This is a genomic window from Streptomyces sp. NPDC107498, assembly GCF_055582805.1.
The window spans coordinates 42834-67087 of sequence record NZ_JBVJPE010000001.1; the positions used below are offsets into that span (position 1 = coordinate 42834).

At 71.3% G+C, this 24254-nt stretch carries 20 protein-coding genes; 12 read left to right on the top strand and 8 right to left on the bottom strand.

Going from position 1 to position 24254, the window contains the following annotated elements; translation table 11 throughout:
- Positions 1-155 precede the first annotated feature (155 nt).
- The 6 genes from ACZ66Z_RS00155 (at position 156) to ACZ66Z_RS00180 (ending at position 4735) form a co-directional block, all read left to right on the top strand.
- Positions 156-1733: a prenyltransferase/squalene oxidase repeat-containing protein gene (locus ACZ66Z_RS00155; RefSeq protein ID WP_469931685.1), complete on the top strand. Its 1578-nt coding sequence runs from the start codon at positions 156-158 to the stop codon at positions 1731-1733.
- 10 nt (positions 1734-1743) lie between these two features.
- On the top strand, positions 1744-2997 hold the full coding sequence (locus tag ACZ66Z_RS00160) for a cytochrome P450 (RefSeq protein WP_469931686.1): 1254 nt from the start codon (positions 1744-1746) through the stop codon (positions 2995-2997).
- Between the two features lie 5 nt (positions 2998-3002).
- Entirely contained in the window at positions 3003-3569 is a 567-nt protein-coding gene (locus tag ACZ66Z_RS00165; protein ID WP_469932232.1) for an HAD family hydrolase, read from the top strand.
- Between the two features lie 33 nt (positions 3570-3602).
- The gene (locus ACZ66Z_RS00170) at positions 3603-4010 is read left to right on the top strand and encodes a hypothetical protein (protein ID WP_469931687.1); all 408 of its coding nucleotides are present in this window, start codon (positions 3603-3605) and stop codon (positions 4008-4010) included.
- Positions 3977-4306, top strand: coding sequence for an arginine deiminase family protein (locus ACZ66Z_RS00175; protein WP_469931688.1), 330 nt, complete (start codon positions 3977-3979; stop codon positions 4304-4306). Before ACZ66Z_RS00170 ends, ACZ66Z_RS00175 begins: the two co-directional genes overlap by 34 nt.
- Before the next feature lie 177 nt (positions 4307-4483).
- Complete coding sequence (locus tag ACZ66Z_RS00180) at positions 4484-4735, top strand: hypothetical protein (RefSeq protein WP_469931689.1); 252 nt, start codon at positions 4484-4486, stop codon at positions 4733-4735.
- 1333 nt (positions 4736-6068) lie between these two features.
- On the opposite strand, the gene ACZ66Z_RS00185 is transcribed toward ACZ66Z_RS00180, so the two are convergent.
- The gene (locus tag ACZ66Z_RS00185) at positions 6069-7181 is read right to left on the bottom strand and encodes a tyrosine-type recombinase/integrase (RefSeq protein WP_469932233.1); all 1113 of its coding nucleotides are present in this window, start codon (positions 7179-7181) and stop codon (positions 6069-6071) included.
- Between the two features lie 423 nt (positions 7182-7604).
- Here ACZ66Z_RS00185 and ACZ66Z_RS00190 point away from each other — a divergent pair, with 423 nt between their 5' ends.
- Positions 7605-7796 (top strand): hypothetical protein, encoded by a 192-nt coding sequence (locus tag ACZ66Z_RS00190; protein WP_469931690.1) that lies wholly within the window; start codon positions 7605-7607, stop codon positions 7794-7796.
- Positions 7797-7883: 87 nt separating this feature from the next.
- Positions 7884-8312 (top strand): hypothetical protein, encoded by a 429-nt coding sequence (locus ACZ66Z_RS00195; protein ID WP_469931691.1) that lies wholly within the window; start codon positions 7884-7886, stop codon positions 8310-8312.
- Positions 8313-8585: 273 nt separating this feature from the next.
- On the opposite strand, the gene ACZ66Z_RS00200 is transcribed toward ACZ66Z_RS00195, so the two are convergent.
- Positions 8586-10649 (bottom strand): SpoIIE family protein phosphatase, encoded by a 2064-nt coding sequence (locus ACZ66Z_RS00200; protein ID WP_469931692.1) that lies wholly within the window; start codon positions 10647-10649, stop codon positions 8586-8588.
- 332 nt (positions 10650-10981) lie between these two features.
- Between ACZ66Z_RS00200 and ACZ66Z_RS00205 the strand changes: the two genes are divergently transcribed.
- Positions 10982-13648, top strand: coding sequence for a SpoIIE family protein phosphatase (locus tag ACZ66Z_RS00205; RefSeq protein ID WP_469931693.1), 2667 nt, complete (start codon positions 10982-10984; stop codon positions 13646-13648).
- 122 nt (positions 13649-13770) lie between these two features.
- Complete coding sequence (locus tag ACZ66Z_RS00210; protein WP_469931694.1) at positions 13771-14913, top strand: ABC transporter substrate-binding protein; 1143 nt, start codon at positions 13771-13773, stop codon at positions 14911-14913.
- Between the two features lie 102 nt (positions 14914-15015).
- On the opposite strand, the gene ACZ66Z_RS00215 is transcribed toward ACZ66Z_RS00210, so the two are convergent.
- The 3 genes from ACZ66Z_RS00215 to ACZ66Z_RS00225 all read right to left on the bottom strand — a co-directional run bounded on the left by ACZ66Z_RS00215 (position 15016) and on the right by ACZ66Z_RS00225 (position 16988).
- Positions 15016-15189 (bottom strand): hypothetical protein, encoded by a 174-nt coding sequence (locus ACZ66Z_RS00215; RefSeq protein WP_469931695.1) that lies wholly within the window; start codon positions 15187-15189, stop codon positions 15016-15018.
- A 402-nt stretch (positions 15190-15591) separates the two neighbouring features.
- A complete protein-coding gene (locus ACZ66Z_RS00220; RefSeq protein WP_469931696.1) occupies positions 15592-16503 on the bottom strand; it encodes a HipA family kinase in 912 nt (303 codons plus the stop codon).
- 74 nt (positions 16504-16577) lie between these two features.
- Positions 16578-16988 carry a hypothetical protein gene (locus ACZ66Z_RS00225; protein ID WP_469931697.1) on the bottom strand — a complete coding sequence of 137 codons (411 nt, stop codon included), beginning with the start codon at positions 16986-16988 and terminating at the stop codon, positions 16578-16580.
- Positions 16989-17220: 232 nt separating this feature from the next.
- Here ACZ66Z_RS00225 and ACZ66Z_RS00230 point away from each other — a divergent pair, with 232 nt between their 5' ends.
- Complete coding sequence (locus ACZ66Z_RS00230; RefSeq protein WP_469931698.1) at positions 17221-19104, top strand: galactose oxidase-like domain-containing protein; 1884 nt, start codon at positions 17221-17223, stop codon at positions 19102-19104.
- A 41-nt stretch (positions 19105-19145) separates the two neighbouring features.
- Positions 19146-21419, top strand: a complete 2274-nt coding sequence (locus ACZ66Z_RS00235) for a Dyp-type peroxidase (RefSeq protein ID WP_469931699.1) — start codon at positions 19146-19148, stop codon at positions 21417-21419.
- Between the two features lie 110 nt (positions 21420-21529).
- Here the strand turns inward: ACZ66Z_RS00235 and ACZ66Z_RS00240 are convergent, their stop codons facing one another.
- Genes ACZ66Z_RS00240 through ACZ66Z_RS00250 form a run of 3 tightly spaced genes read right to left on the bottom strand, consistent with a single transcriptional unit; the run spans position 21530 to position 24178 of the window.
- Positions 21530-22090 (bottom strand): DM13 domain-containing protein, encoded by a 561-nt coding sequence (locus tag ACZ66Z_RS00240; RefSeq protein WP_469931700.1) that lies wholly within the window; start codon positions 22088-22090, stop codon positions 21530-21532.
- Positions 22091-22149: 59 nt separating this feature from the next.
- Positions 22150-22740 carry a phosphorylase family protein gene (locus ACZ66Z_RS00245; protein WP_469932234.1) on the bottom strand — a complete coding sequence of 197 codons (591 nt, stop codon included), beginning with the start codon at positions 22738-22740 and terminating at the stop codon, positions 22150-22152.
- Between the two features lie 19 nt (positions 22741-22759).
- A complete protein-coding gene (locus tag ACZ66Z_RS00250; RefSeq protein WP_469931701.1) occupies positions 22760-24178 on the bottom strand; it encodes a glycosyltransferase 87 family protein in 1419 nt (472 codons plus the stop codon).
- Positions 24179-24254 lie beyond the last annotated feature (76 nt).

Genomic DNA, 24254 nt, shown 5'->3' on the forward strand with positions numbered 1-24254 from the left:
CAGGCCTCTCAGTTCAGTTCAGAGAAGACAGCAGCCCGAACTCGTGGCCGTCCACTTTGCGTGTCGTCCCTCCTGTTTATTTCGGCCGCGCCTGTGGCAGAAAGCGTCGCTCCTGCGTGGCTGGGATTGCGTGGGGGTAGCTTCCATCCGCCTTGATGACAGCAGGGAGCGTGACGATGACGTACGGCGACTTCGATGCGGCCGGACTCGGTGCCGCCCGGGCCCGAGTGGTCGCTCACCTGAGCGCGGCCGTCGGCAGCGACGGGGCGGTGCGGAGGCCCTGTGCGAGCCGGACGCTGGAGTCGGCGCTGCTCCTCGTCCTGCTGCGGCGGCACGGTGGTCACCCGGGGGTGGAGGAGCAGCTCGCCGGGTACCTGGCCGCTCCGGGGGCGCAGACGACCGGGTTCGACGCGGCTCTGGCGCAGGCGGTTCTGCACGGGCGGACGGCAGAGCGCGATGTGGTCGCCGACGAACTGCTCGCCGGTTTCGACCACTTCTCCCTCGGCCGCAAGCGGCTGCTGTTCGACGTGTACCTGGCCGTGACGGGCGCGGTCCCGTTCGAGCCGTCGATGCTGCGCCCGGTGCGCACGGCCGGTCCGGGTGAGGACAACACGGTCACCTGGATCGAGATGATCATGCTCGGCGCCCGGGTGCTGGTCGCGTACGGGCTGGGCTCGACATCGCTGATCGGCGAGGCGGAGCGGGAGCGGCTGCTGGAGTTACTGGGTTCCAGCCGGGCCCCGGTGTGGGAGAACTACCCGGCCGCGCACCTGCTGGCGCTGCTGGCCGGGCAGAGGTTCGCCCCCGGCCACCCCCTGGTGGCTCGTGGCGTCGAGGCGCTGGCGGCGTGCCGGAATCCTGACGGCGGGGTGCCGAGCATGTCGAACCTGGACGTGTTCAGCACCGGCCCGGCCGGGCTGGCGCTGGCCCGCGCGAAGGCGGCGCCGGAGCTGCTGCGGCGCATCAGCGACTACCTCCTCGCACGGCAGATGCCGGACGGCGGGTGGTCGTTCGGTGAGGACATGGGGCACAGCGACGTGGACGCCGGCTCGTACGCGGCGGCATGTCTGGCCGCCGTGGATCCGGTACGGCACCGGGATGCCCTGGAGCGGGCCGCCGGGTACTTCCGGGGCATCGTCGGCGAGGACGGCGGCTACCCCACCTATGTGAAGGGCGACCCGTCGGAGGTCGGCATGACCGCGGGCGCGGTCAGTGCGCTCGCCTGGGATCAGGTCGGCAACGCCGATCTGCTGCACGGCGCGGCCCGCTGGCTGCTGGACGCGCAGCGCGCGGACGGGACGTTCGAGCGGAGCTGGAGCCTGAGCGAGGCGAACACGATCTGGCGGGCGATGTGGGCCCTGCACGCGATGCCGGAGCCGACCCGTACCGCCCTCAAGCAGCGCATCGCCGACGCGAGCGCCGCCTCGACACGGTTCCTCGTCGAGGCGCAGAACGCGGACGGCGGCTGGGGCTACCGGCCCGGGGACGCGAGCGACGTCGTCAGCACCTGCTACTCGGTGCTCGCCCTGTCGGCCATGGGCCGGCGCGTCGACGAGGACCCGGCCGTACGCGCCGGCGTGACGTTCCTGCTCGCCCGCCAGGACCCGGACGGAGGCTTCACCGCCGTACCCGATCAGGTGGCGCCCCGGCCACTGCTGTTCGATGCCCCGGTCTTCTCCGACATCTGGGCCCTGCTGGCCCTCGCCGGCTGTGACAGCGACAGGAACGGGTGACACCTCCGATATGGAGACCGCTTCCTCCAGGCCGGAGGACACCGCCCCCGACCGGCCCCCGATCCCGCTCCCGGTAGACCGACCCGGCCCCCTGGAGCTGCCCGCCGACTTCCGGTGGCTGCGCACCGAGCTGCCCGTGGCGCCGCTCGCGTTCCCGGACGGGCCGCCGGGCTGGCTGGTCACCCGTTACGACGACGTCCGCGCCGGCCTGGCCGACCCCCGGCTCTCCTCCCGGCGTCCACACCTCAACTCCCACGTACGGGCCGGGCTCGTCACCGCCGAGGAGATGGCCGTGCTGCGCCCGTCCGACCTGCTCACCAGCGACCCGCCGGAACACACCCGGCTCCGCCGTCTGGTCGCGGGGCAGTTCACCACCCGGCGGATGAACCGACTGGCCCCGCGCATCCAGGCCATCGTCGATGACCACCTCGACGCCCTGGCCACCGCGCTCCGCCCGGCGGACCTGATGAAACACGTCGCCCTCCCCGTGCCATCCCTGGTGATCAGCGAACTCCTCGGCGTCCCCTTCGCCGATCGCGCGCTGTACCAACGCCTCACCGCTGAACTGCTCTCCCTCGACCGCACCCGGGAGCAACTCCTGGCGAGCAAGGCCGAAATGAAGACGTACCTGCTGAGCCTGGTACGCGCCAAACGTGCCGCGCCCGCCGACGACCTGCTGTCCGGTCTCGTCCAGGCCCAGGCCACAGACCCCACGCTCACCGACGACGAGATCGCCGCCCTGGGGCAGCTCATCCTCATCGCCGGACACGAGACCACCGCCAACGTCTTCGGCCTGGCCGTCCTGCTCCTGCTCCGCCCGCCCCGTTTGTGGGGCACACTGCGCGAGCAGCCCGACCTGGCCGCGTGCGTCGACGGCGTGATCGAGGAGACGCTGCGGTTCGCGACCGTGCTCCAGTTCGGCCTGCTCCGCGTCGCCCGCGAACCCCTCACCCTCGCCGGCCAGGCCATCAAGCCCGGCGAGCGCGTCGTCCTGCACCTGCCCGCCGCCAACCACGACCCGGCCCGGTTCCCCGGCCCCGGCCTCTTCGACCCGCGCCGCCCCGACGCCGCCCGGCACCTCAGCTTCGGCCACGGCCCCCACCACTGCCTGGGCGACCAGCTCGCCCGCATCGAACTGCGCACCCTGCTCACCACGCTGCTGACCCGGTTCCCCGACCTGCGCCTGGCCACCGCCCCCGACAAGCTCCGCACCCACCGACACAGAGTCGTCCACGGCCTGCGAGAACTCCCCGTCGACTGGTGAGCAGGATGAGGTACGCCGCCTACGCCTTCGATTTCGACGGCACCCTGGCCGACACGGCGGAGGTCAACCTCGCCGCGGTGCACGCCTCGCTGGCCGCGCACGGCATCCCCGTGCCCCTCTCCTGGGTGACCGCCGAGGCGGTGTTCACCGCCCCTCAGCTCCGCCGCCGGCTCGGCCTCGCACCGGCCGCCCTGCCTGATGACACCTTCGTCCAGGCCGCCCGCGCCTACTGGTTCGCGCACACCGACCGGATCAGGCCGATCGCCGGGGCCGAGACCGCCGCCCGCACCGCCGCCGAGCAAGGCGCCGTCGCGGTCGTCACCGCCAACTACGGCGACATCGTGCGCCACGGTCTCGCGGTCGTGGGACTGGACGACCTGCCCTGGGTCATCGTCGGCCGCGACGACGTCGCGCACCCCAAACCGGCCCCGGACGCCTACCTCCACGCCGCCCGACTACTGGGCGTCGACCCCGGCCGGTGCCTCGCCCACGAGGACACCGACGACGGTGTCACGGCGGCCTCGACCGCCGGGATGGACGTGATCGACATCAGGCTCCGGGCTTGGCGGTGAGGCCCCCGATACGGACAGACCGGAGGCACAGCCATGACAGCCCGCGAAACAGCCGAGTACGCGGCCCGGCCGGGCGCCGTGCTGGTGCACGATCCGGTCCCCGCGGGCGCCTTGACCTCCATGAGCGACGTACCGTCGGCGGAGCTGGAGCGGCGATTGCTGTTCCGCGCACGCCCCGACGCGGCACTCCTCACCGCCCAGCACCGCGCCTTCACCCAGGCGATCGAGGACGCGGGCGTGCCCTGCCTGCACCTGCGCGAACTCCTCGGCGACGAGGACTGGCGGAAGGTCTCGGCGGACGACCCGAACCTCATGTTCACCCGTGACCCGGCGATCACCCCCCGCTGGGAACCAGGCGTCTGCCTCCCGCCCGTATGGCCCGACCCTTACGGCGGCCGGAGACGGCCGTGCTCTCGCGAGCGCTGGAGGCACTCGGGCTGACCCGCGTCGAGTGGGACGGCGGGGCGGAGGACGCGTATGTGGAAGGAGGCGATGTCGTCCCGTATGCACGGGAAGGACGCCGCACCCTCCTCGTCGGCCACGGCCGGCGCACCACCGCGGCCGGCGTACGGCTGCTCGCGGCGGCGCTCGTGCTCGCACTGGTGGCCGAGGTCATCGCCGTCGCCTGCTTCCTCGCCCCGACCCCGAAGCAGCCGACAGACGTCGCGGACCAATCCGAACCGAGAGCCGACAACCTCAGGCCCGTCCTCGGGCGCTGGAGCCCCTACGGCCCCTGAAGCGCCACCCGCCCGATTCCATGTGGACTACGAACATCACTGTCTGGTCGCGTGTGTTCCCTCCTGGAGACAGCGTTCCATCGATCAGGTATCCCCGCGTCCACACGAGCGACCGCTCAGCGAGTGAGCCCGCGAGAGCACGCGCATCCTGAGGCAGGAGCGCTCGTTGCTCCGTACATGAAGAAGATCATGATGCTCGCCAGCCTGCCGCTGGCGGTCCTCGCCCTGTCGGCCCCCGCGCAGGCCGGCAACGACAGTGACCTCGGCAGCGGGGACAATGCCGCTGGCAACTGGAACTTCACTGCGGCTGCCGTCTGCATGCAGGAAGTCGCGGTCGTGCCCGTCCTTGGTGACTGGGTCGGCGACCACGTCAACAACTGCAGCAACGGCAACGTGATCGACCACGCCGTGGGTGCCCTCGGAGGTTGAGTCGAAGGCCCCTCGTCTGCGGGGCGGTGCGGCATCGTGCCGCACCGCTCCCTCGGGTACCCGGTACAGGCGGCAAAGTCCCCAACGCCACCGCGACCAGGACGCCGTACGTTGCTGCCACTACAGCCCGGAGAGGAGGAAAGCCGCAGTTCAGTACCGCTTAAACACCTATCTGCACAGACCAATCCCATGAGGCCGACGACTTTACGAAGACCTCCCCCTGGCAGCAAAACGCTCCGTCGCAGCGTTTATAGCCGGGGTTTCTGAGTCACGGCACCAGATAGCTAACCACCGGCATCAAGGTCCCCAAGCATGTCAGGAATGTAAGCACTGAGAAGCTCACGGCTTCGTGGAAGCTGTCGTTCGCCCGCCGTCGCACCATCCCTGCAATCAGAGCCGCGCAGAGAGAGGTCATAGTCACGAGAAGAACCAGGAGTAGCTTTGTCATCAAATACCCCAGCAGCTATACAAGATGCTGAGCGCTTCGCGCAGAACCTGACAAGTCCCGGACGAACCGCTGCAGCAGCCAAATCGGCCACGACAAGCAGTAAGTCCGCCTGTGAAGGATGACCTGTCGGGTTCGGGTAGACGAACGGCCCGGCCGCGGCTGCGGCTTCACCCCAAGGAACGGTCTCGCTGTAATGACAACGCGATCGTCCCACAATGCTGGGTCCAGTCACTCCTGCCAGACACCAGCGCCCCTCCTGACGCTTATGCATTCACGATCGGGCTGCTGGCAGGACTCGGCGTGCGCCCGGTCGACGCGCATGAGCTCACGCGCCACCAGGATGCTACTCCTACAGACGCAAGCTGTACCGCATTCACCTCGGTCTCGTGCCACTTCGACCTCGCGCGTACGAAGCCGAACTTGACCGCCGAGCTGGCGAGCGGCGAGCCTGAGGGGATTGCCAGGACCTCGACCAGATCAAGGCGGGAGTGGTGACGGACTCGGACTTGGCCAATGCAAGAGCCGCCTGAACGAGGCCGACGGCCGGACTGTTCGGCTTCAAGGTAGTGGGCCGTCTCGTGTGCGAGCAGCACCATCAGCAACCCGGCGGGGGATCACCGTCCCCGCCTGGACACGCGGGCTGGTTGCCAGACGGGGCCCGATCGGCTCATGCAGTCCGAGCAGGCACCGCACGCACAGCCAAGATCCCGTACGCCAACTGCTCCACATCGACTGCATCGTCAGTACGCCTTCACCAAGATCCGGACCATACGCGGCCCAGTGCCCCGCCGCTGACGCCCTGGACCATTAAACCTGCTGGCCAGTGGGGCGTCCCTCCTGTACCACCAGCAGACCAAGAACCTGCTGTTCCCTCAAATCCGGAAATCAGGCTGCTTCCCAAAGGCCGGCGTCCAGGATCCGGGCGGCCTTGGTGATGCTGCCCGGCATCAGGTGCCGGTACGTGCGGTAGGTCTCCTCGATGGACCTGTGCCCCATCCACTCCGCCACGTCGGTGATCGGGATCCCGTTCCCGAGGGCGTTCGAGGCGAAGTAGTGCCGGAAGCCGTACATCCCCACTCCCTCCTCCGGCGGGAGGTCCGCGAAGAGCTTCCTCACCCGGCGTCGCTCCATGCCTTCGGTGAAGTAGCCGCCCGGGCCGCGCAGCAGGTAGCCGTCCCGCGTGGTGCCGTGCTTCTCCACGTACCGCTCGATCGCCTCCCGCACCGACCGCGGCAGAGGCACCTCGCGGAACTCCCCCGCCTTGCGGTGCTTCAGCTTCGCCGGCCGCAGCGTGTTGGAATGGATCTGCTCCCGCACCCGGTACACGTCCTGAGCCACGACATTGTGGACGTTCACCGCCCGCGCCTCGCCGTTGCGCAGGCCGCACCCCGTCATCATGACGATCTCCAGCGCCAGGTCCTCGTCGGCAACGGCCAGCGCCTTCGTCACGTAGCCGAGCGACGGAATGGCCACCGTTCCCCGCACGTATTCCGGCTCCTGGACCCCCTGCACCGGGTCGTCCGCCATCGCCCCCTTGGCGTACGCGTCGCGCAGGATGGTCTTCAGGACCCGGAAGATGTTCACCTGGTTTCCCCGGCCGACCCCGTCGCTCTCCATCTCGTCCAGGAAGCGTTCGACCACCATCGGGGTGACCGAGTTCAGCTTCCGCGCTCCCAGGCGCGGGACGATGTGGACGTTGATCGAGCTGTCGACGTGCTCGCCGGTGGAGTAATCCGTCATCCGGCGCTGCCTCGGCCGCCACTGCCTCGCGTACTCCTCGACCGTCAGCCGGCCCAGCTCACGCCGGGCAGCTGCCACCGACGGCGCCGTGGTCTTCTTCTCCGCATACAACTGGGTGAGGCGTTCGATCGCGTCGTCCTGCGTGGCATATCCGGACTCCTCGCGCTGTTTGCCGAGCGCGTCGCGGAAACGGATCGAGTAGGGGTGGGGGCAGCGGGTGGGCTTCGCGCAGTCGCAGTCCTTGAAGAAGGAACCCATGCCGCGGGCAAGCTGTCGGGCCATCGATGAACCATCCGTTCCAGCCCAAGAATCCTGCTCAGGCGCCGCACTGTAGGTCGAAGGCCGGCAAGCGGGGACAGCATGCGGACGCATGCTGACCGTTTGCTGACCTGAGGGGGGCACATGATGCCCCTGACCTGCGGCGACGCCAAATAGTCAGATCTTGGACTTGAACATTGTCCGGAACATGAAGAAACTCCCGATATTTCTGCTCCCTGCCTACTTCTGCAGGTCAAGGGCGGTCTTCGGAGCGTACAACCATTCGCATGTCCGGTCAGCTGTCCCCAGATGTCGCAGAACTCACGCTGGCCGATGGCTGACTTTTCCGAAGCGCCATCAGGCCAGGTCGGACCATCCTGAACATCCGGTGGCGAGTGGTTCCCGTCCGGTTCGGTGAATGCCGTGACACGTGCTCCGGGCTTCACCGAGGACGAGGACGGCGGGCTCGCCGGCTGGTGCGACTGGCCGTACGGGCGGGAGGGCGATTTCCGCGAGCACCGTGTGGTGGTGGGCCTGGCTGTCCTGGGGCGGGCCGAATCCGTGCCTCGACAGCGGTCGGCCGCCGCGTCGCGTACCCGGCTGCCGGACGCCTGACCGAAGTTCCGTACCGCGAGGAACTGCTCGCCCTGGCACGGGAACGGCTCGCAGGCGACCGCGGCCTGCGCCGCCGCCTCGAACTGCGTGCGGCCGCCGCCGGGGAGGACACCGGGCATCGCCATCGCCCGGGAGCGCATCCTGAGCCTCCTCGACACCCGTCCCTTCGCCCGCTACGGCCACGTCGAGTGCACCGACGCCCGCGCATACGGACAGCAGGCGGCGGAGGCGGTCACCGCCCTGCGGGCGCTGACGGCGAGCGGCCGGGCCGCCGACGCGGTGGGGGTGGCCCGCGAGGCCCTGCGGGCCTTGGAGCGGACGTACGGGGAGCTCGGCGACTCGGACGGGCTGATCGGGGACGTCGCGAACGGCCTGGCCGAGGCCCACCCGGAGGGCCTGCCTGACCGCCCGGCCCGATTCGGTGGAGACCGCCGGGCGGCTCTTGAGCCACCTGCTGGACGACACCGACGACGCCACGGACACGGACCTGTTCGACTACCGGTGGGTGCCGGGTGAGCCGGGCACGGTCCGGGCGCGCGACTTGGTGGTGGTCGCCTGGCGGGCCGACCCCGAGGGGTGGGCGGAGAAGTCCCCCGTGGAGCGTCTCCTGAAGGCGGACGACGGCAGCGTGGACGCGCTGGTCACGATCCACGCTGCGGGCCTCGCCCCGAACGGCCACGCCCACCTCTTGACCGCCGGGGAGCTGGAGGGCCCGCCTCTCGCTGTCCTGAATGGAGCTGCCCACGAGCGCTGCAGCGGCTGCCGGGACACACCGGGCCCGACGCCTCCTCAGCGGGCGCGGCGGACGCGAGCCAGGACCAGAACCGCGTCGTCGGCCGGCGGGGCGGGCAGCAGGCTCGCGAGGATGCGGTCCGCGGTTGCTTCCAACGGGCCTGGGGCTCTGCCCAGTTCGGCGCGCAATGCCTCCAGGCCGACCTCGAGGTCCGCGCCTCGTGTCTCGATGAGGCCGTCGGTGTACAGGGCGAGACTCGCGTTCCCGGGGAGTTCGATCTCGATCGTCCGGAAAGGACAGCCGCCGACGCCGAGAGGGACTCCCAGGACGTCGTCGATGGTCTCCACTGTGCCGTCCGGCCGGAGCACCAGGGGCGGGGGGTGGCCGGCGCTGGCGATGCGGGCTCCTCCGCTCTTCGGGTCGTAGACGATGTACAGGCACGTCGCCAGCTCGATGCCGGCCTCCTGGGCGCATGCGTCGAGCTCGGTGAGGAGTTCGTCGGGCTCGCTGTCGTGCCTGGCCAGGGCCTTGGTGGTGATACGAAGGCGGCCCATGGCTGCGGCGGCCGACACACCGTGCCCCATCACGTCGCCCACCACCAGAGCGACTCGGCCGTCGGGCAGGCTGATCACGTCGTACCAGTCCCCGCCGACCTCGGTGATCCGACTGCCGGGTACGTACCGGTGGGCCACGTCCACGTACGGGCTGGTCGCCAACGCGCTGGGCAACAACGCCCGCTGCAGGGTGAGGGCGATGTCCTGGACGCGGCTGTACAGACGGGCGTTGTCCAGGCAGATCGCAGCCCGCGAGGCGAGCTCACCGGCCAGGCTGACATCGTCCCGGGTGAAGGCCGGCCGGCCCGCGGACCGGCCGAACATGGCGATTCCCTGGACCGTGCCCCTGGCGATGAGCGGGGCGACGAGGACGCAGGCCAATCCACTCTCGGCGAAGAGCCGTGAGCGTGACTCGATGAGGACGGTCCGGGCCAGGAACTCCTCGTCCACCACGGCGGAGACGGCGCGACCGGTCCTCAGCATGTCGTGGATGACGGAGCCGGGCGGATACCGCACCGTCTCCACCCCGCTCACGAGTTCGGTGGCCGGAGGGGGCAGGATCGTCCCGGAGGCGATCCTGCGGGTGAACAGCGGTCGCGCCGGGTCAAAGTCCTCTGCCTCGTCCATCCGCTCCACGACTTCGACCACGGCGCCGTCGCAGAAGTCCGGCATGGAGGCGTCGACCAGCTCCTGGGCGGTGACGTTCACGTCCAGGGTGGTCCCGATGCGAGTGGAGGCGCCGTCCAGCAGAGCCAGCCGTCGACGGCTGGCGGTGGATTCCAGGATGGCCCGTTCCCGGTCGGTCACGTCCAGCATCAGCCCGCCCACTCCGGGGCGCGAGCCGACCGCCTGGCTCAGGGGGAAGAAACTCACCGACCGCACCTGGTCACGGTCCGGATGCCCCCGCGGACGCGTGCCCACCAGGGTCCCCACGACCGGTGCTCCGCCCAGGGCGACGCCGCGGAGCATGCGCCGGTACTCGCCGCCGTCGGACATGATCATGATTTCGTCCATGCGCCGCCCGAGGTGGGCCTCGATCGGCAGACCGTCCATGTCGGCGAGCGCCTGGTTGAGGTGGACGTACCGGAGGTCCTGGTCAAGCATGACCAGACCGATGGGGCACGTCTCGAAGAGGGCGTCGAGGAAGGCGAGGTTGGTCTTGACCCGATCGAGCTCGTCACTACGGCTCGCCAGGACCATCACCACCGGAGGTCCGCCGGATCCGGTCACGGAGAAGGCCCGGAAGCCGCAGTCGAAGACGGTGCCGTCACGATGCCGGGCCGGCAGCCGCCCCCTCCAGTAGCCCCGGGTCCGGCCCCGCTCGGTCAGCCGGGCGCACGGATCGGGGGCGTCCCGGGGCCCGTCGGCGAAGAGAACGGCGCCGGGCCTCGACAGGACGGCGGCGGCGTCGTGTCCGAAGAGGTCCCGCGCGCCGGGCCCCCAGTGACAGACGAGGTCCCCGTCATCGAGGCCGAAGACGGCCACGGGCACGTGCTCGAGCAGCGTCCCCGGCTCGGACCAGAACGGGCCGTGGGTCTCCTCGCCCCCCGGCCGAGCCGATGGCACGAGACGTCCCCTTCCACTCGCCGTTCCATCCATTATCCGGACACCACGGGCATTCCGCGGCGCGAAGCGTGCCGGGACGAGGACTGGGCCGAGAGAAACGCCCCCGGTCGCCGGCGACCGTCGCTCCCCGCTGCCGACGGCCCATAGAGGTTGGAAAATAAAGTATGAGCGACCTACTTGGACAAGTCCGACGTCGGCTGCTCGGCTCGACCACGAGCTCTTCCTCTCCCCCTCGGCGTCCCCGCTCAGGAAGCCACCAGGAGCGTCAGGAGCACGCCCGGCCCCTCGGGGGAAGGGCGCGGCGGCCGCAGCGCCTGTCCTCCCTCCTGAGCGTGCGCAGCGTGGCCGGCGAGGTGTTCCTCCTGCAGCTGGCCGTCGTGGTGCTGCTCGTCGTCGCCGCGGTGGTGGCGCTCGTGGTGCAAGCCCGGAGCGCCGGCATGGTGGACGCCCGGCACCGTACGCTCGCCGCCGCCGGAACGTTCGCGGAATCTCCGGGAATCGTCGCGGCCCTCCGCAGCCCCCATCCGAGCGCAGCGCTACAGCCGAGCGCCGAGGCGGCCCGGAAGATCGCCGGGGTCGACGGCATCAACGTGTACACGCTCTCCGGGGTCACCCTCGCCCACAGCGACCCACGGCAGATCGGGAAGCACGTCGTCGGCCCCTTCTCCAGGGCGGCGGCCGGCCAGTCCTTCACCGAGACCTTCGAGGGGTCCCTGGGGCAGTCCGTGGTGTCGGTGGTCCCCGTCAAGGACTCCGACGGCCGCGTCATCGCCATCGTCTCCTCGCCGGTCACGGTCCAGAACGTGCAGAGCATGGTGAACCGGCAGCTGCCGGTCGTCCTCGGCAGTGCAGCCGCGGTGCTCGCCCTGTCCGCGGGCGGAACCGCCCTGGTGAGCCGTCGGCTGCTGCGCCGGACCCATGGCCTGGGACCGGCCGAGATGACGAGGATGTACGAGCACCACGACGCGGTGCTGCACGCGGTGCGGGAGGGCGTGCTGATCATCGGCGGCGGCGGACGGCTGCTGCTGGCCAATGACGAGGCGCGGCGGCTGCTGCGTCTGCCCGTGGACGCGGAAGGCCTCCCCGTCACGGACCTGGGTCTGGAGGAGGGAATCGCCGAGCCGATCGCATCGGGCCGTTCCGCGACCGACGAGCTGCACATGGCGACCGATCGGCTGTTGTCGGTGAACATCCGGCCCACCGCCCCCTACGGGCCGGCCGGGGCCGTCGTCACGCTGCGGGACACCACCGAGCTGCGGGCACTCTCCGGCAGGGCCGAGGTGGCCCGCGAGCGGCTGAAGCTGCTCTACGACGCGGGGGTGCGGGTGGGAACGACGCTGAACGTCGAGCGCACTGCGGAGGAACTGGCGGAGGTGGCGGTCCCGCGGTTCGCCGACGTGGTCACGGTCGACCTGCTGGACCCGGTGCTGCGCGGCGAGGAGCCGACCGAAGCGAGCACCGAGATGCGCCGCACCGCCGCCGTCGGCCTTCAGGGCGACCACCCGCTCTACCCCGTCGGCGAGCTGATCCGGTTCGTTCCCACCAGCCCCATGGCGGCTGGGCCGGCCGACGGCCGTGCGGTCCTGGAGGCGGACCTGCGCACCACCCACCGCTGGCGGGCCCAGGACCCGGCCAACGCCCTGCGGATCCTGGACCGCGGCATCCACTCCCTGATCGCCGTGCCCCTGCGGGCCCGGGGCACGGTGCTGGGGATGGCCGGCTACTGGCGGGGGCAGGACTCCCCGCCGTTCGACGAGGAGGACGTGTCCTTCGCCGAGGAACTGACCGCCCGGGCGGCACTGGCCGTCGACAACGCCCGCCGCTACACCCGCGAGCACACCATGGCCGTCACCCTGCAGCGCAGCCTGCTGCCCCGGGGCGTACCGGAGCAGTCCGCCGTCGAGGTCGCGCACCGCTACCTGGCTGCCCAGGCCGGTGTGGGTGGTGACTGGTTCGATGTCATCCCGCTGCCCGGCACCCGGGTGGCCCTGGTGGTCGGCGACGTCGTCGGCCACGGCCTCCACGCAGCCGCCACCATGGGCCGCCTGCGCACCGCCGTGTACAACTTCTCCACCCTCGACCTGCCTCCGGACGAACTCCTGAGCCACCTGGACGAACTGGTCGCCCACATCGACACCGACGAGCAGGAGTGGCAGGGGATCACCGGAGCCACCTGCCTGTGCGCCGTCTACGATCCCGTCTCGGGGCAGGTGACGGCCGCCACCGCCGGGCATCCGGGCCCCGCTCTGGTCCGCCCCGACGGAACCGTGTCCTTCCCCGAGGTGCCGGTCTCCCCGCCGCTGGGCCTGGGCGAGGGCCTGCCCATGGAGACCATGACGGTCACCCTGCCCGAGGGCTCCCGGCTGGCCCTCTTCACCGACGGGCTGATCGAGAGCCGCGACCGCGATCCGGACGCGGGCCTGGCAGCGCTGCGCGCCGCCCTGGCCGGGCCCGCCCGCACCCCGGAGGAAACCTGCACCGCGGTGATCGACGCGATGCTGCCCACCAGGCCCAGCGACGACGTCGCGCTGCTGGTGGCCCGCACCCGCCGACTGGACCCCGCGCGGATCGCCGAGTGGGACGTGCGCCCCGACCCTGCGGCGGTGTCCCCGGTGCGCAACGCCTGTGCCCGCCGACTGGCGGACTGGGGTCTGGAAGACATCGCCTACACCACGGAACTCATCCTCAGCGAGCTGATGACCAACGCCATCCGCTACGGCACCGAGCCCATCCGGGTGAGGCTGCTGTACGACCGCAGCCTGATCTGCGAGGTCTCCGACGGGTCCAGCACCTCCCCGCACCTGCGCCGGGCCGAGGCCACCGACGAGGGCGGTCGCGGCCTGTTCCTCGTCGCGCAGTTCGCCGAGCGCTGGGGCACCCGCTACACCGCCCGCGGCAAGATCATCTGGAGCGAGCAGGCCCTCCACGACGGGGCCGCACCGCCCGCGATGGATCTCGGGGAGGCGCTCCTGGCCGGGTGGGACGACGAGGGGTTCTGAGAACGCGCCGGTACGGCAGCCGCAGGGAAGACAGCGGACACCACCGTCTGGGACTGCGCTGCCGGGGCCGCCGAACGTACGCTGGCCCCGATCAGTACGCGACCGCCCGTTATGGAGCCTTCGTGCCCGCACCTCGTCTCCGGACAGCCTCCGTCGCCGCCTGCCTGGTCCTCGCGGCGCCCCTCGGTGCCTGCGGAGACAAGCCCGCCACCGCGCCCAGAGCACCCGCGGTGGCCACCTCCGCCGCGGACGCCGGCGGCATGGCAGCACTGACCACAGCGGCGAGGAAAGAGGGCTCGCTCCACACGATCGCGCTCCCGAGCGACTGGGCCGGCTACGGCGCAGTGATCGACGGCTTCGAGAAGAAGTACGGGATCAAGGTCATGGTGGAGAACCCGGAAGGCACCAGCCAGGACGAGATCAACGCCCTGAAGGAGCACAGGAGCGGAGGCCGCGCCCCCGATGTGATCGACGTGGGGGACTCGTTCGCGCAGTCCGCGGCACGGCAGGGCCTGCTCGCTCCGTACGAGGTCGCCGCGTACGACGAGATCCCCAAGGAACAGAAGGACGACCGGGCCCGCTGGTACAACAACTACGGCGGTTACATCTCGATCGGCTGTGACGCCAAGCGCGTCAAGACCTGCCCCGCGACCTTCGCCGACCTGAGCAAGCCCGAGTACAAGGGCAAGGTCGCGCTCAACGGCAACCCCACCGACTCCGGCTCCGCCTTCGCCGGGGTCTACGCGGCGGCCCTGGCGAACGGGGGTTCCTTCGACGACATCCAGCCCGGCATCGACTTCTTCGCCGAACTCAGCAGGAACGGCAACTTCATCCCGGTCGAATCCACCCCGGCCACGATCGCGAAGGGCCGGACCCCGATCAGCATCGACTGGGACTTCCTCAACCTCGAATACGCCGACGAGTTCCGCGAGAACGGCACGGACGTCGACTGGCGGACCGCCATCCCCTTCGACGGCAGCTTCGCCCAGTACTACGCGAACGGGGTGAACAAGGACGCTCCGCACCCCGCGGCGGCACGTCTGTGGCAGGAGTACGTCTTCAGCCCGGAGGGCCAGAACCTCCGGCTCGGCGCCTATGCACGCCCCGTCCTCATGGACGCCATGGAGAAGGACGGCACCCTCGACGAGACCGCCGCGGAGAAACTGCCGACGGTCGAGGGCACGCCGACGTTTCCGACGGAGGCACAGACGGAGAAGGCGAGAGCGACCGTCAACCGCGGCTGGGCCGAGGCCGTCTCGAGCTGAGGGCCAAGAACGCTCCTGGCCAGGCGTGCACCCGCCCGTCCGGGCCTCACACCGGTGGCCACGGAACCCGCGGCCGCTGTCCGGCCCGACTGCAGGCCGTGCTCACCGTTCGACGATCAGGTCGAGGAGCCCGGCGAGCCGGTCCCTGACCGCCTCACGGTGGTGAAGGGCGTCCGGTGTCGACTCGGCGCTCGGCCGCACGTCCCGGTCCGCGAAGGCGTAGAGCATGCGCAGCGTGCGCAGGCAGTCGGTGAGGTGCGCGGGAACCGGGGTCATGATGCGGATGGGCTCACCCGCCTCTGCGACATCAGCGAGAACGTCATGGGCGTCGACCTCGAAGACCGCCGCGGTGCCGACGCGCCGGGGCTGCCCCTTCGGGCTCCGGATGCCGGCCCGATCGTTCTCGATCGGCCACCCGTCCGGCGTGGGCCCGGCCCGCCTTCCGCGCGTGTGAAACGCAGCAGTTGGCGAGGTCGGCGGGCTCGCGCTTCTTCAGCGAGGACCACGGCAGTTCACCCGGTTGAGCTCCGGTGCGTAAGCCGGTGATCGCTCGAGGGCAAGCCGGTCCTGCTCGGCAACCCAAGCTCGCATCGCCCGGCTCCAACGCCGGTCAGGCCGCGCGCGGCGGCCAGCGGCACTGCGTGCAGTACTCGATCTGGACCCGGCGGATCTCGGACGTCATCCCGGATGCACCGACCAATCCTGTTCGGCCGCGGGCCTGCCGTGCAGGTCGGGGACCTGCTTGAGCCACGCGGGGCGTCCTCGCCGATTCCTCGCCGCCCGCCGCGCGTCCTCGGCGGCGAGCTCGTCCCGGCTGGGGAAGTCGGTGGGCAGCCACTGCCGCGACGCCCGCACGCGCGCGTGGAGGTGGGCCACGTACGCCTCGCGCGCCTCGTCGGGCGTGGCGAACCCGCCGTCGGTGAGCCAGGCGTCCGGCACCTCGGCGACGATCCCGCGCAGCAGCTCCTCGGTCACCTTCGGCGCGAGTTCGGCGTCGGCCGCGCGCACGTCGGGGCCGTAGAGGCCGAGGGCGTGGTGGCGGAAGTCGTACGCCTTGGCGGGGTCCGCGCCGTCCCAGCGGTGGTGGAAGACGAGCGCCGCGCCGTGGTCGATGAGCCACAGCCGCGGCGGTACGGTGCCCAGCGTCGGCCACACCATCAGGTTGGAGCTCTGGACCGTACGGTCGACGTTGACGGTCAGCGCGTCCATCCAGACGATCCGGCCCGCCTCCAGCGGGTCCACGGGGAGGACCTCGGCGATCTCGGGGGTGAAGTCGCGGGCGCCCGGCAGGTGGTCCATGCCGAGGTTGAGGCCGGCGCTCGCCCCGTGCAGGTCGCGCACCTCCTGATGCGGCTCGTGCGCGGCGACGGCCGGGTCGAAGTGCACCAGCACCAGTTCGGGGAAGCGCAGCCCGAGGGCCCGGGCCAGCTCGCCGACGATCACCTCGGCGACCAGCGCCTTGCGGCCCTGTGCGGAGCCGGTGAACTTCACGACGTATGTGCCCAGGTCGTCGGCCTCCACGACTGCGGGCACGGAGCCGCCGGACCGCAGCGGGGTCACGTATCGAACAGCGGTCACGTCGCGCAGCACACCGGCCAGGGTAGTTCAGCGCCGCGGGACCGCCGGCGCGGGACGAGGCGCCGGCGGTCCCGCGGCGGGGACGGTCACATGCCGTGCGTCGGCACGTCCTGTGTGCACACGACGTGGACGACCAGGTCGGCCGGCTCGATCCGCGGGTGTGCGCGGTGGTGGTGCGGTGACGGCAGGAGCTGGCCCTTGCGTACGGCGACGATCCAGCCGGTCGCGGTGTCGTTGGGGCGGCTCTCCAGGAGGTCGGCGGGTTCCTCGATGAAGCGGGCGTCCTTGCGGGCCTTGATGGTGAAGCCGCCGCTGTAGGCCTGGAAGGGCGCGGGACAGAACAGCTCGCGGGGGCGGCCGTCGGCGCCGCCGCGGATCACCTTGCCGGTGATGTGGCGCGGCGGCTGGGGCGGGTCCGCCGAGACCGGGGCGGCGCAGAGGCCGAGCAGGGTCACGGCACTCGCGACGGCCGCGAGAGCGGCCCGAGTCGTGCGCATGGCGGTGGTCCTCCTTGGAGCGGGGGAAGGGGAGACGGCCCATTGCTAGCAGCGCTTCGATCCGCGCCCCGGTGGACACGCAGAGTGAGACACCAACGGGCCATGCCGAATCGTTCCGCTCGGACGTCACCTCCCAAATCGCTACGGTGTGTGATCTACTCGCCCCGTTCAGTCACTCTGTGTGGTCACCCGGCTCCGTCCGGGTGGCTGCCCTGCGCTCTTAAGGAGCCTGATGTCCCGCAGAGGGAGATGGGCGCTCGCGGTCGGCTGTGCCGCGATCGCACTGTCCGCCACCGCGCCCGCCGGCGCCTCCGTCCCGTCCGCCCGCTCGAAGCCCTCCTCGGCGCACGAGTCCCCCGTCCGGTCGGGCGGCATCCGCATCACCGAGGAACAGGTCCGCGCGGAGGTGCGCCCCGCCGAGGTGGAGGCCCTCGGCCAGGACGCCGCCGAACAGCTGGCCCGCGACCGCATCGGCATGCGGGCCATGGACCACGGCTACTCGCAGCCCATGCGGACCCGCAGCCTCAAGCGGCTGACCGAGTCCCAGAAAGAGATCAACTCCGCTTTCGACGCGGAGACCTGGGGCAAGTTCACCGAATACTTCCCCAGCCCGGACTTCGGTGACCACGTCGCGCTGCTGCCCACGGGCAAGGTCCTGCTGTTCTCCTTCGAGCCCGTCGAGGACAGCCCGAACAAGGAGACCGCGCCCACCGACGTCATCGGCGGCGCCAACGCCGGGCGCGCCTACGTCTGGGACCCGGAGGAGGGCACGAAGGCCTCCGCCTTCAAGGCCGTACCGCCACCCGTCGTCGAGGTGGACGACGGCACGGACGAGCCGCGGCCCGCACCGGTCTTCTGCGCCGGGCACTCCTACCTGCCCAACGGCATGGTGGGCGTCTTCGGCGGCAACCTCGGCGGCAACCACGGCTCCGGTGCCCACCTCGCGCTGGTCTTCGACCCGTGGAAGGAGGCCTGGCTCCAGCAGCAGGACATGACGGAGGGCCGCTGGTACCCGACCGTGGTCACCGGTGCCGACGGCCGGCAGTTCATCACCTCCGGCCACGGCGACGTCGGTTGGGGCGTGCTGTCCAAGTCGATCGAGCGCTTCCCGGCCAAGGGCACGGCCGTCTCCCTGGACCCGTCGGCCAGGCCCCGGGGCCAGTCGCTCGACAAGTGGCCCGTCAAGGCCGAGTTCACGGTCGACTACCCGCATCTGTTCTCGCTGCGCGACGGCCTGATCTACGGCTTCGGGCGCAACTACGACGAGCAGTACGTCTTCGACCCGGAGCAGGAGACCAGCCGCAAGCTCACCAACCGGCCCGACGGCGGCATGCGCAACTACGGCTCCGCCGTCGCCCTGCCCAACGGCGTCAACGGCCCGGACTCCGTCCTGATCCTGGGCGGCAACCGCAACGACCCCAACACCTACAGGTTCTCCGGCGGCCGCTGGACGAAGGACACCCCGCGCGCCTTCGGCCGCACCCAGGACGACACGCTGATCCTGCCGGACGGCACGCTGTTCACCGTCAACGGCGGCTACGACATCCGCGACTACGGCAACGGTCCGTACAACCCCAACGCCGACGAGAAGTACCGGCAGATCGAGCTGCGCGACGACAGCGGCCAGTGGCGCCTCGGCCCCGTCCAGCGGCTGCCGCGCGCCTACCACTCCAACGCGGTGCTGCTGCCCGACGGCCGCATCATGGTCACCGGCGACGAGCTCCAGCAGATCGCCAACGACCCGGACGTGAAGTCCGACATGAACGGCACGATCGAGATCTACGAGCCGGCCTACCTGCACCAGGGCGGCCGGCCGGCGCTGTCCGGCGTCCCCACGTCCCCGCAGGGGTACGCCGCCAACCTGCGGGTCAGCACCAGCACTCCGGACCGGGTCAGCCGGGCCGTCCTGATGGCCCCCATCACCTCCACCCACTCGGTGGACACCAGCCAGCGCCGGCTCGAACTGCCCATCACCAGCCGCGCCGGCAACAAGCTGGTGCTGCGGGCCCCCGCCTCGGCCAAGGAAGCGCCCCCCGGGTACTACCTGCTGTTCCTGCTCGACGACCAGGGCGTGCCCAGCACCGCCCAGTGGGTGCAGCTGCGCCCGGGCGCCTGACCGCGCCTCCCCGTCCGTCCCCGACACCCTCAGGGAGACTCATGCCCGCTCAGCTCACGCTGCGCGACAGCACCGAGATCCAGGGCGACATCCTGGCCGGTTTCAAGAAGGACAACATGTCCTTGCTCCTCCTCCAGTTCGGCGACGTCACCGCCGCCCGCTCCTGGCTGGAGGCCCTCGTCCCGCAGATCGCCACCACCCGGCAGGTCGCCGAATTCAACGCCCGGTTCAGCGAGGCCCGGCGCAACTCGATGGGCGACGACCCCCAGCACCTCAAGGCCACCTGGCTGGGACTCGCGCTCACCCATCCCGGACTCCAGTTCTTCACCGGCAAGGAGAAGATCTTCGACTCCGTGCCCGGCGGGAGCACGGTCGAGGCGTTCGTCCAGGGCGCGTCCGACCGGGCGCTGGCCCTGGGCGACACCGACGACAGCGACCCGAAGGGCTGGCTGTTCGGCTACGACCACTCCCGCATCGTGCACGCCGTCCTGACGATCGCCTGCGACACCGAGGACGACCTCAGGAACGAGCTGGACCGGCAGCGTGAGGCGGCTTCCCGCGCCGGGGCCCTCGTGGTCTTCCAGCAGGACGGGACCACCCTGCCCGGCGACTCCGCGGGCAAGGAGCACTTCGGCTTCAAGGACGGCGTCAGCGAGCCGGGCGTGCGCGGCTTCGAGGAGGAGGACCCGGCCCGCCCCGGCTACGTGCTGGGCCACCCCGGCACCCGGCTGGTCCCGGCCGACAAGTTCGTCGTCGACGCCACCGGCGACGGCAAGCGGCCCACCGGTGTCCCGCCCTGGATGCGCAACGGCTCCTTCCAGGTCCTGCGCCGCCTCCACCAGGACGTGCCCGGCTGGTGGGCGCAGGTCGGCGTCGAGCTCAAGCGGCTCAAGGCCGCCAAGGCGGTCGACGACCGGACCACCCAGGAGTGGCTCGCCGCCCGTCTGGTGGGTCGCTGGCCGTCCGGCGCGTCGGTCGCCAACTGCCCGGTGAAGCCGGCCGGGAAGCCCGAGCCCGAGCCGGACAACGACATCACCTTCAAGGACGACCCCGACGGTCTGGTCACCCCGCTCTTCTCCCACCTGCGCAAGACCAACCCGCGCGACGGACTGGTCGACGAGGGGGAGCTCGTCGACGAGAAGTTCATGGACGAGCGGCGCATCATCCGCCGGGGCATCCCCTACGGGCGGCCCTTCAACCCCACCCAGGGCGAGGGAGGCGGCGCCGACGACCCCCGGGGGCTCGTCTTCGTCTGCTACCAGGCCGACCTGGTGCGGCAGTTCGAGTTCATCCAGGCCGACTGGGTCAACGACCCCGACTTCCCGCACGACCGCCCGCACCGGCCGGGCCCCGATCCCATGGTGAGCGGGCAGCTGACCGATGTGAACGACGGCCGGATCAGCTTCGAGAGCCGTAACGCGGCGGGCGAGCGGCAGACCACGACGCTCGGGTTCCGTCCTTTCGTGAGGACCGAGGGCGCGGTGTACGCCTTCTCCCCCTCCCTGAGCACCCTGCGCGGTCTCGCCCAGGGGCGCCTGGAGAGCGGCGGGTCGGTCACGCCCGTGCCGGATCCCCAGGCGCGGCCGGTCGACGCGGTGGTCCCCCGGCCCGGGCACCCGGGCCGCTACCTCGCCTTCCAGGGCGGCAGGGCCGTCCCGCTCGGCTCCTCGGTCGGCGGTGGCGACGCCACCCTCGCGCTCGAAGGCTCGGGCGGGCGGCCGCTGTCCTTCTGGGACGACCTGCACGACGTCAAGCGGGTCGACGCCGCCTGGTCCGTCCCGGGCCGGCAGGAGGTCGGCGGGGAGTCCGGCCACTGGCTGTTCTTCACGGGCGACGACGGCAGGCAGCGCTACCGGTACGTCCTCGTCGACGGACAGGAGCCCGTCCGGGTCAGGGTGGACGGCAACCGGGCGCGGCCGCTGAGCCAGTGGAGCTCGTTCGACGCCGCGCCCGACCCCGTCACCCATGTCGACGCGGTGCTGCCGATCCCCGACAAGCAGCCCGGGGGTGACGGCCGGTACCACTACTGGATGTTCCACACCACGCCCGCGGGCCAGCGGTACCGGATCATCTCCCTGCAGGCCGGGGGGTACCGGGACCGCCGCGAGACGGACGACAGCGGGCTCGGCATGTGGCCGTCCCTCGCCGGGGTGGAGCATGTCGACGCCGTCCAGCCCGTGCCGGGCCGGCAACCGGGCAACGCCCAGAACTGGTACTGGGTCTTCCACAAGGGCGGCTACCGGGTGATCAGCGTCGCCGACGGCTCGGCGCACACCGACGCCGTCGTCCAGCGGGACCGCCCGCTGCCGGGCTGACCCCACCCCACCGCCGAGGCCCCCGGGAACCCGTCCCGGGGGCCTTGCCGTGACCGCTCACCCGCCGGTCAACGGGCTGGGCAGGGGCCGGTGGCGGGCGTCGCGGTCCGTCAGACACGGACGAGTGCGGCAGCTCCGAAGGAGACGTCGAACCGGTCGCACCAGATGCTGACGCTGGGGTGCTTCGACCAGTCGACGCCTGCAGGCAGGGGATAGTTCTGGTCACCTCTGTTGCCCTTGAGTTCAGCCAGGTCGACGTGCTTCCCCTCGTCGAAGACCCTCCAGCCGGCCGGACCCTGCTTGACGGGGGCGTCGCTCAACAGGACGTGCAGGTCGGGGCCGTTGCTGGTGTCGAGCCCCTCCAAGCGCAGGGTGTGGGTGCCGTCGGCAAGACGGACGACCTTCGCCGTGCCGGTGGTCGTGTGCTCGTGGCTGATGAAGGTGCCCTGCGCGACCGTGACCGGCACGACGGACGAAGGGGAAGGGCTCGGATCCATCGCCGGCGTTCCGGTGGACGATGTCGCGGCCGGGGCGTTCGCGACAGGAAGCGTCTCGTGGACCGTCTTGTCCGCCAACACGGCCCACGGCTCGAACCACACCAGTCCTGCCGTCGTGACCACCGCGGCGGTCACGAGGCCCGCCCACCGCTTCCTCTTCCGGTTCTTCTCCACCCGTGCTCCTCCCCGACTGTGACTTCGTCGTCTGATCGTCGTCCTCGGACAGGACTTCCTCATGGCAGCTCGAACGGCAACTCCATGCCGTCGAGCGCCGCGGAACAGGCGCACTCCCTCTCGGGTTCCATGATCCGGACGGTGTGGAGGACGAGGTCCTTCAGCCGCCGGACGTTCGCCGAGAACGCCTCGAACACCTCGTGCTGCGAGACGCCCTCCCCGCCCTCGCTCCCCGCCTTGAGGACGGCGGTCCGCCCCCTTTCGCAGTACGGATCCGCGAAGGAGACGTGCACCGCGCCCCGGTCGTAGTACGTCTGCACGCGCCCGGTCGTGCGGTCGACCAGTTGGTCGGGGACGACCACGCTGCCGGGGCAGAGGTCGTCGCGCAGGGATCCGACGGCGCAGGGTGCGAGGATCCGCCGGACGCCCAGTGAGCGGAGGGCCCACGGGTTGGCGCGGTGGTCGATGCGGTGGGCGGGGAGGGCGTGCGTGGATCCGTGCCCGGGGAGGAAGGCCACCCTGCGCTCGTCCACGGTGCCGATGGTCACGGCGTCGGAGGGCGGACCGTACGGGGTGGTCACCTCGACGCGGTGGGCCGGATCCAGCAGTTCGTGGAAGCCGCTTCCGCCGATGATCGCGATGTCGGCCATCGGGTTCCCGTCGGGTCGTTCATGCACGGTGTCGTGTCTCCGTGGTGGGGACGGCCGGTTCGTCACGCGGCCGTGTTCGTGGTCGTCCCGGATCGGGCCGTGGGCCGCTCGGGCGTCGCCGTGCCCACCGGCCCGCGCAGACCGCAGCCGCCGCAATCCCGTAGGCCGTGGTGGCCACCCCGTACCCCGCCGAAGGAACCGCGAGGTAGGCGGTGGCACCGGCGAGGGCCACGCCCAGCCACTCCCAGCGGCCGTCGAGGGCGACGAGCGCGACCAGGAGGAGGGCGTACCAGGAGTAGCCGGGGGTCAGCAGGAGGAAGGCGGTGCCGGTGGTCACCAGGGCGCCGCGCCAGGGGCGTTCGGGGTCTCCGCGCCACCAGACCGTGAGCACCACGGCCGTCATGCCGAGGGCGACGCCGGGCACCGCCCACGCGTCGGGCAGGACGAGCCGGAGCAGGGCGTACCGGCCGCTCGCGCTCGCGTCGTCGTACCCCTCCTCCTGGGCGTAGCCGCTCAGGTACCCGAGGACGGATTCCCGGGAGAGGAGGACGTACGGGAGGTACAGCGCCCCGACGGTGGCGGCCACCGGCACCAGGACCGCCGGGGCCGCGCGCGGTCGCCTCGCGCCGGACAGCGCTCCGGGTACGAGGAGGGCCGGGAGCATCTTCGTGGCGACCGCGAGGCCGAGCAGCACTCCCCCGGCGACGCGGCGGCGTGCCACGACGGCCAGGGCGGCGACGGAGAGGAGGACCGCGAGGACGTCCACGTGGGCGTTGTTGACGGCTTCGACGGGGACGGCCGGGCACCAGGCCCAGAAGGCGGTCCTCCAGGGATCGCCCCGGCGGCGGGTGATCACGACCAGCAGGCCCGTGACGGCCAGCGCGAGCAGGGCGGCGGCGGTCTGGAGGGCCTTGTGGCGGACGCCGTCCGGTGACAGGGCGTGGACCAGCAGGAACCAGACCTCCGCGGTCGGGGGGTAGACGGTGTGGACCCCGGGCCGGTTGATGCGGGTGCACAGGCCGTCGTCGAGCGGGGCGAGGTCGGTCTCATTCCGCGCGCAGGTCGCGGCGTCGGGGAAGAGCCATCCGTCGCGCAGCCCGGCGAGTGCCGGATCGTCCGGCGCGTGGTCGTACGGGGAGACTCCGGACGCCTGTACCCGCCCGTCCCACGCGTACCGGTAGGAGTCGGTGCTCGTGGCCGGTGCCGCCGTCAGGCCGGTGGCCGTGACCGCGATCGCCCCGGCGACGAGGAGCGGGACGACCGAGCGGCCGGGGACCCGGCGCAGGACGGCGACCGCCGCCGCGAACAGTGCCCACGCCCCCGCGTAACCGGCGAGGAGGCCGGCGCCGCGCGCGTTCCCGTGCAGGAGGACGGCGAGGAGGGCGGTCAGGGCCGCGAGCAGAAGAGCGGCGGCGACGGCGGGGCGGTTGCGGATCACCCACGCAGCCTGACAGCGCGCGGGACCGGCGGGGAGTCGACCCGGCGGGACGTTCGAGTTCCGTAAGGTGTCGAAC

Coding starts and splice junctions, on each gene's coding strand:
- ACZ66Z_RS00225 (WP_469931697.1), bottom strand. CDS start 16,988: ATGCGCACGACTCGGGCCGCTCTCGCGGCCGTCGCGAGTGCCGTGACC.
- ACZ66Z_RS00155 (WP_469931685.1), top strand. CDS start 156: ATGACAGCAGGGAGCGTGACGATGACGTACGGCGACTTCGATGCGGCC.
- ACZ66Z_RS00215 (WP_469931695.1), bottom strand. CDS start 15,189: ATGACCCCGGTTCCCGCGCACCTCACCGACTGCCTGCGCACGCTGCGC.
- ACZ66Z_RS00185 (WP_469932233.1), bottom strand. CDS start 7,181: ATGGGTTCCTTCTTCAAGGACTGCGACTGCGCGAAGCCCACCCGCTGC.
- ACZ66Z_RS00165 (WP_469932232.1), top strand. CDS start 3,003: ATGAGGTACGCCGCCTACGCCTTCGATTTCGACGGCACCCTGGCCGAC.
- ACZ66Z_RS00235 (WP_469931699.1), top strand. CDS start 19,146: ATGCCCGCTCAGCTCACGCTGCGCGACAGCACCGAGATCCAGGGCGAC.
- ACZ66Z_RS00245 (WP_469932234.1), bottom strand. CDS start 22,740: ATGGCCGACATCGCGATCATCGGCGGAAGCGGCTTCCACGAACTGCTG.
- ACZ66Z_RS00160 (WP_469931686.1), top strand. CDS start 1,744: ATGGAGACCGCTTCCTCCAGGCCGGAGGACACCGCCCCCGACCGGCCC.
- ACZ66Z_RS00230 (WP_469931698.1), top strand. CDS start 17,221: ATGTCCCGCAGAGGGAGATGGGCGCTCGCGGTCGGCTGTGCCGCGATC.
- ACZ66Z_RS00180 (WP_469931689.1), top strand. CDS start 4,484: ATGAAGAAGATCATGATGCTCGCCAGCCTGCCGCTGGCGGTCCTCGCC.
- ACZ66Z_RS00170 (WP_469931687.1), top strand. CDS start 3,603: ATGACAGCCCGCGAAACAGCCGAGTACGCGGCCCGGCCGGGCGCCGTG.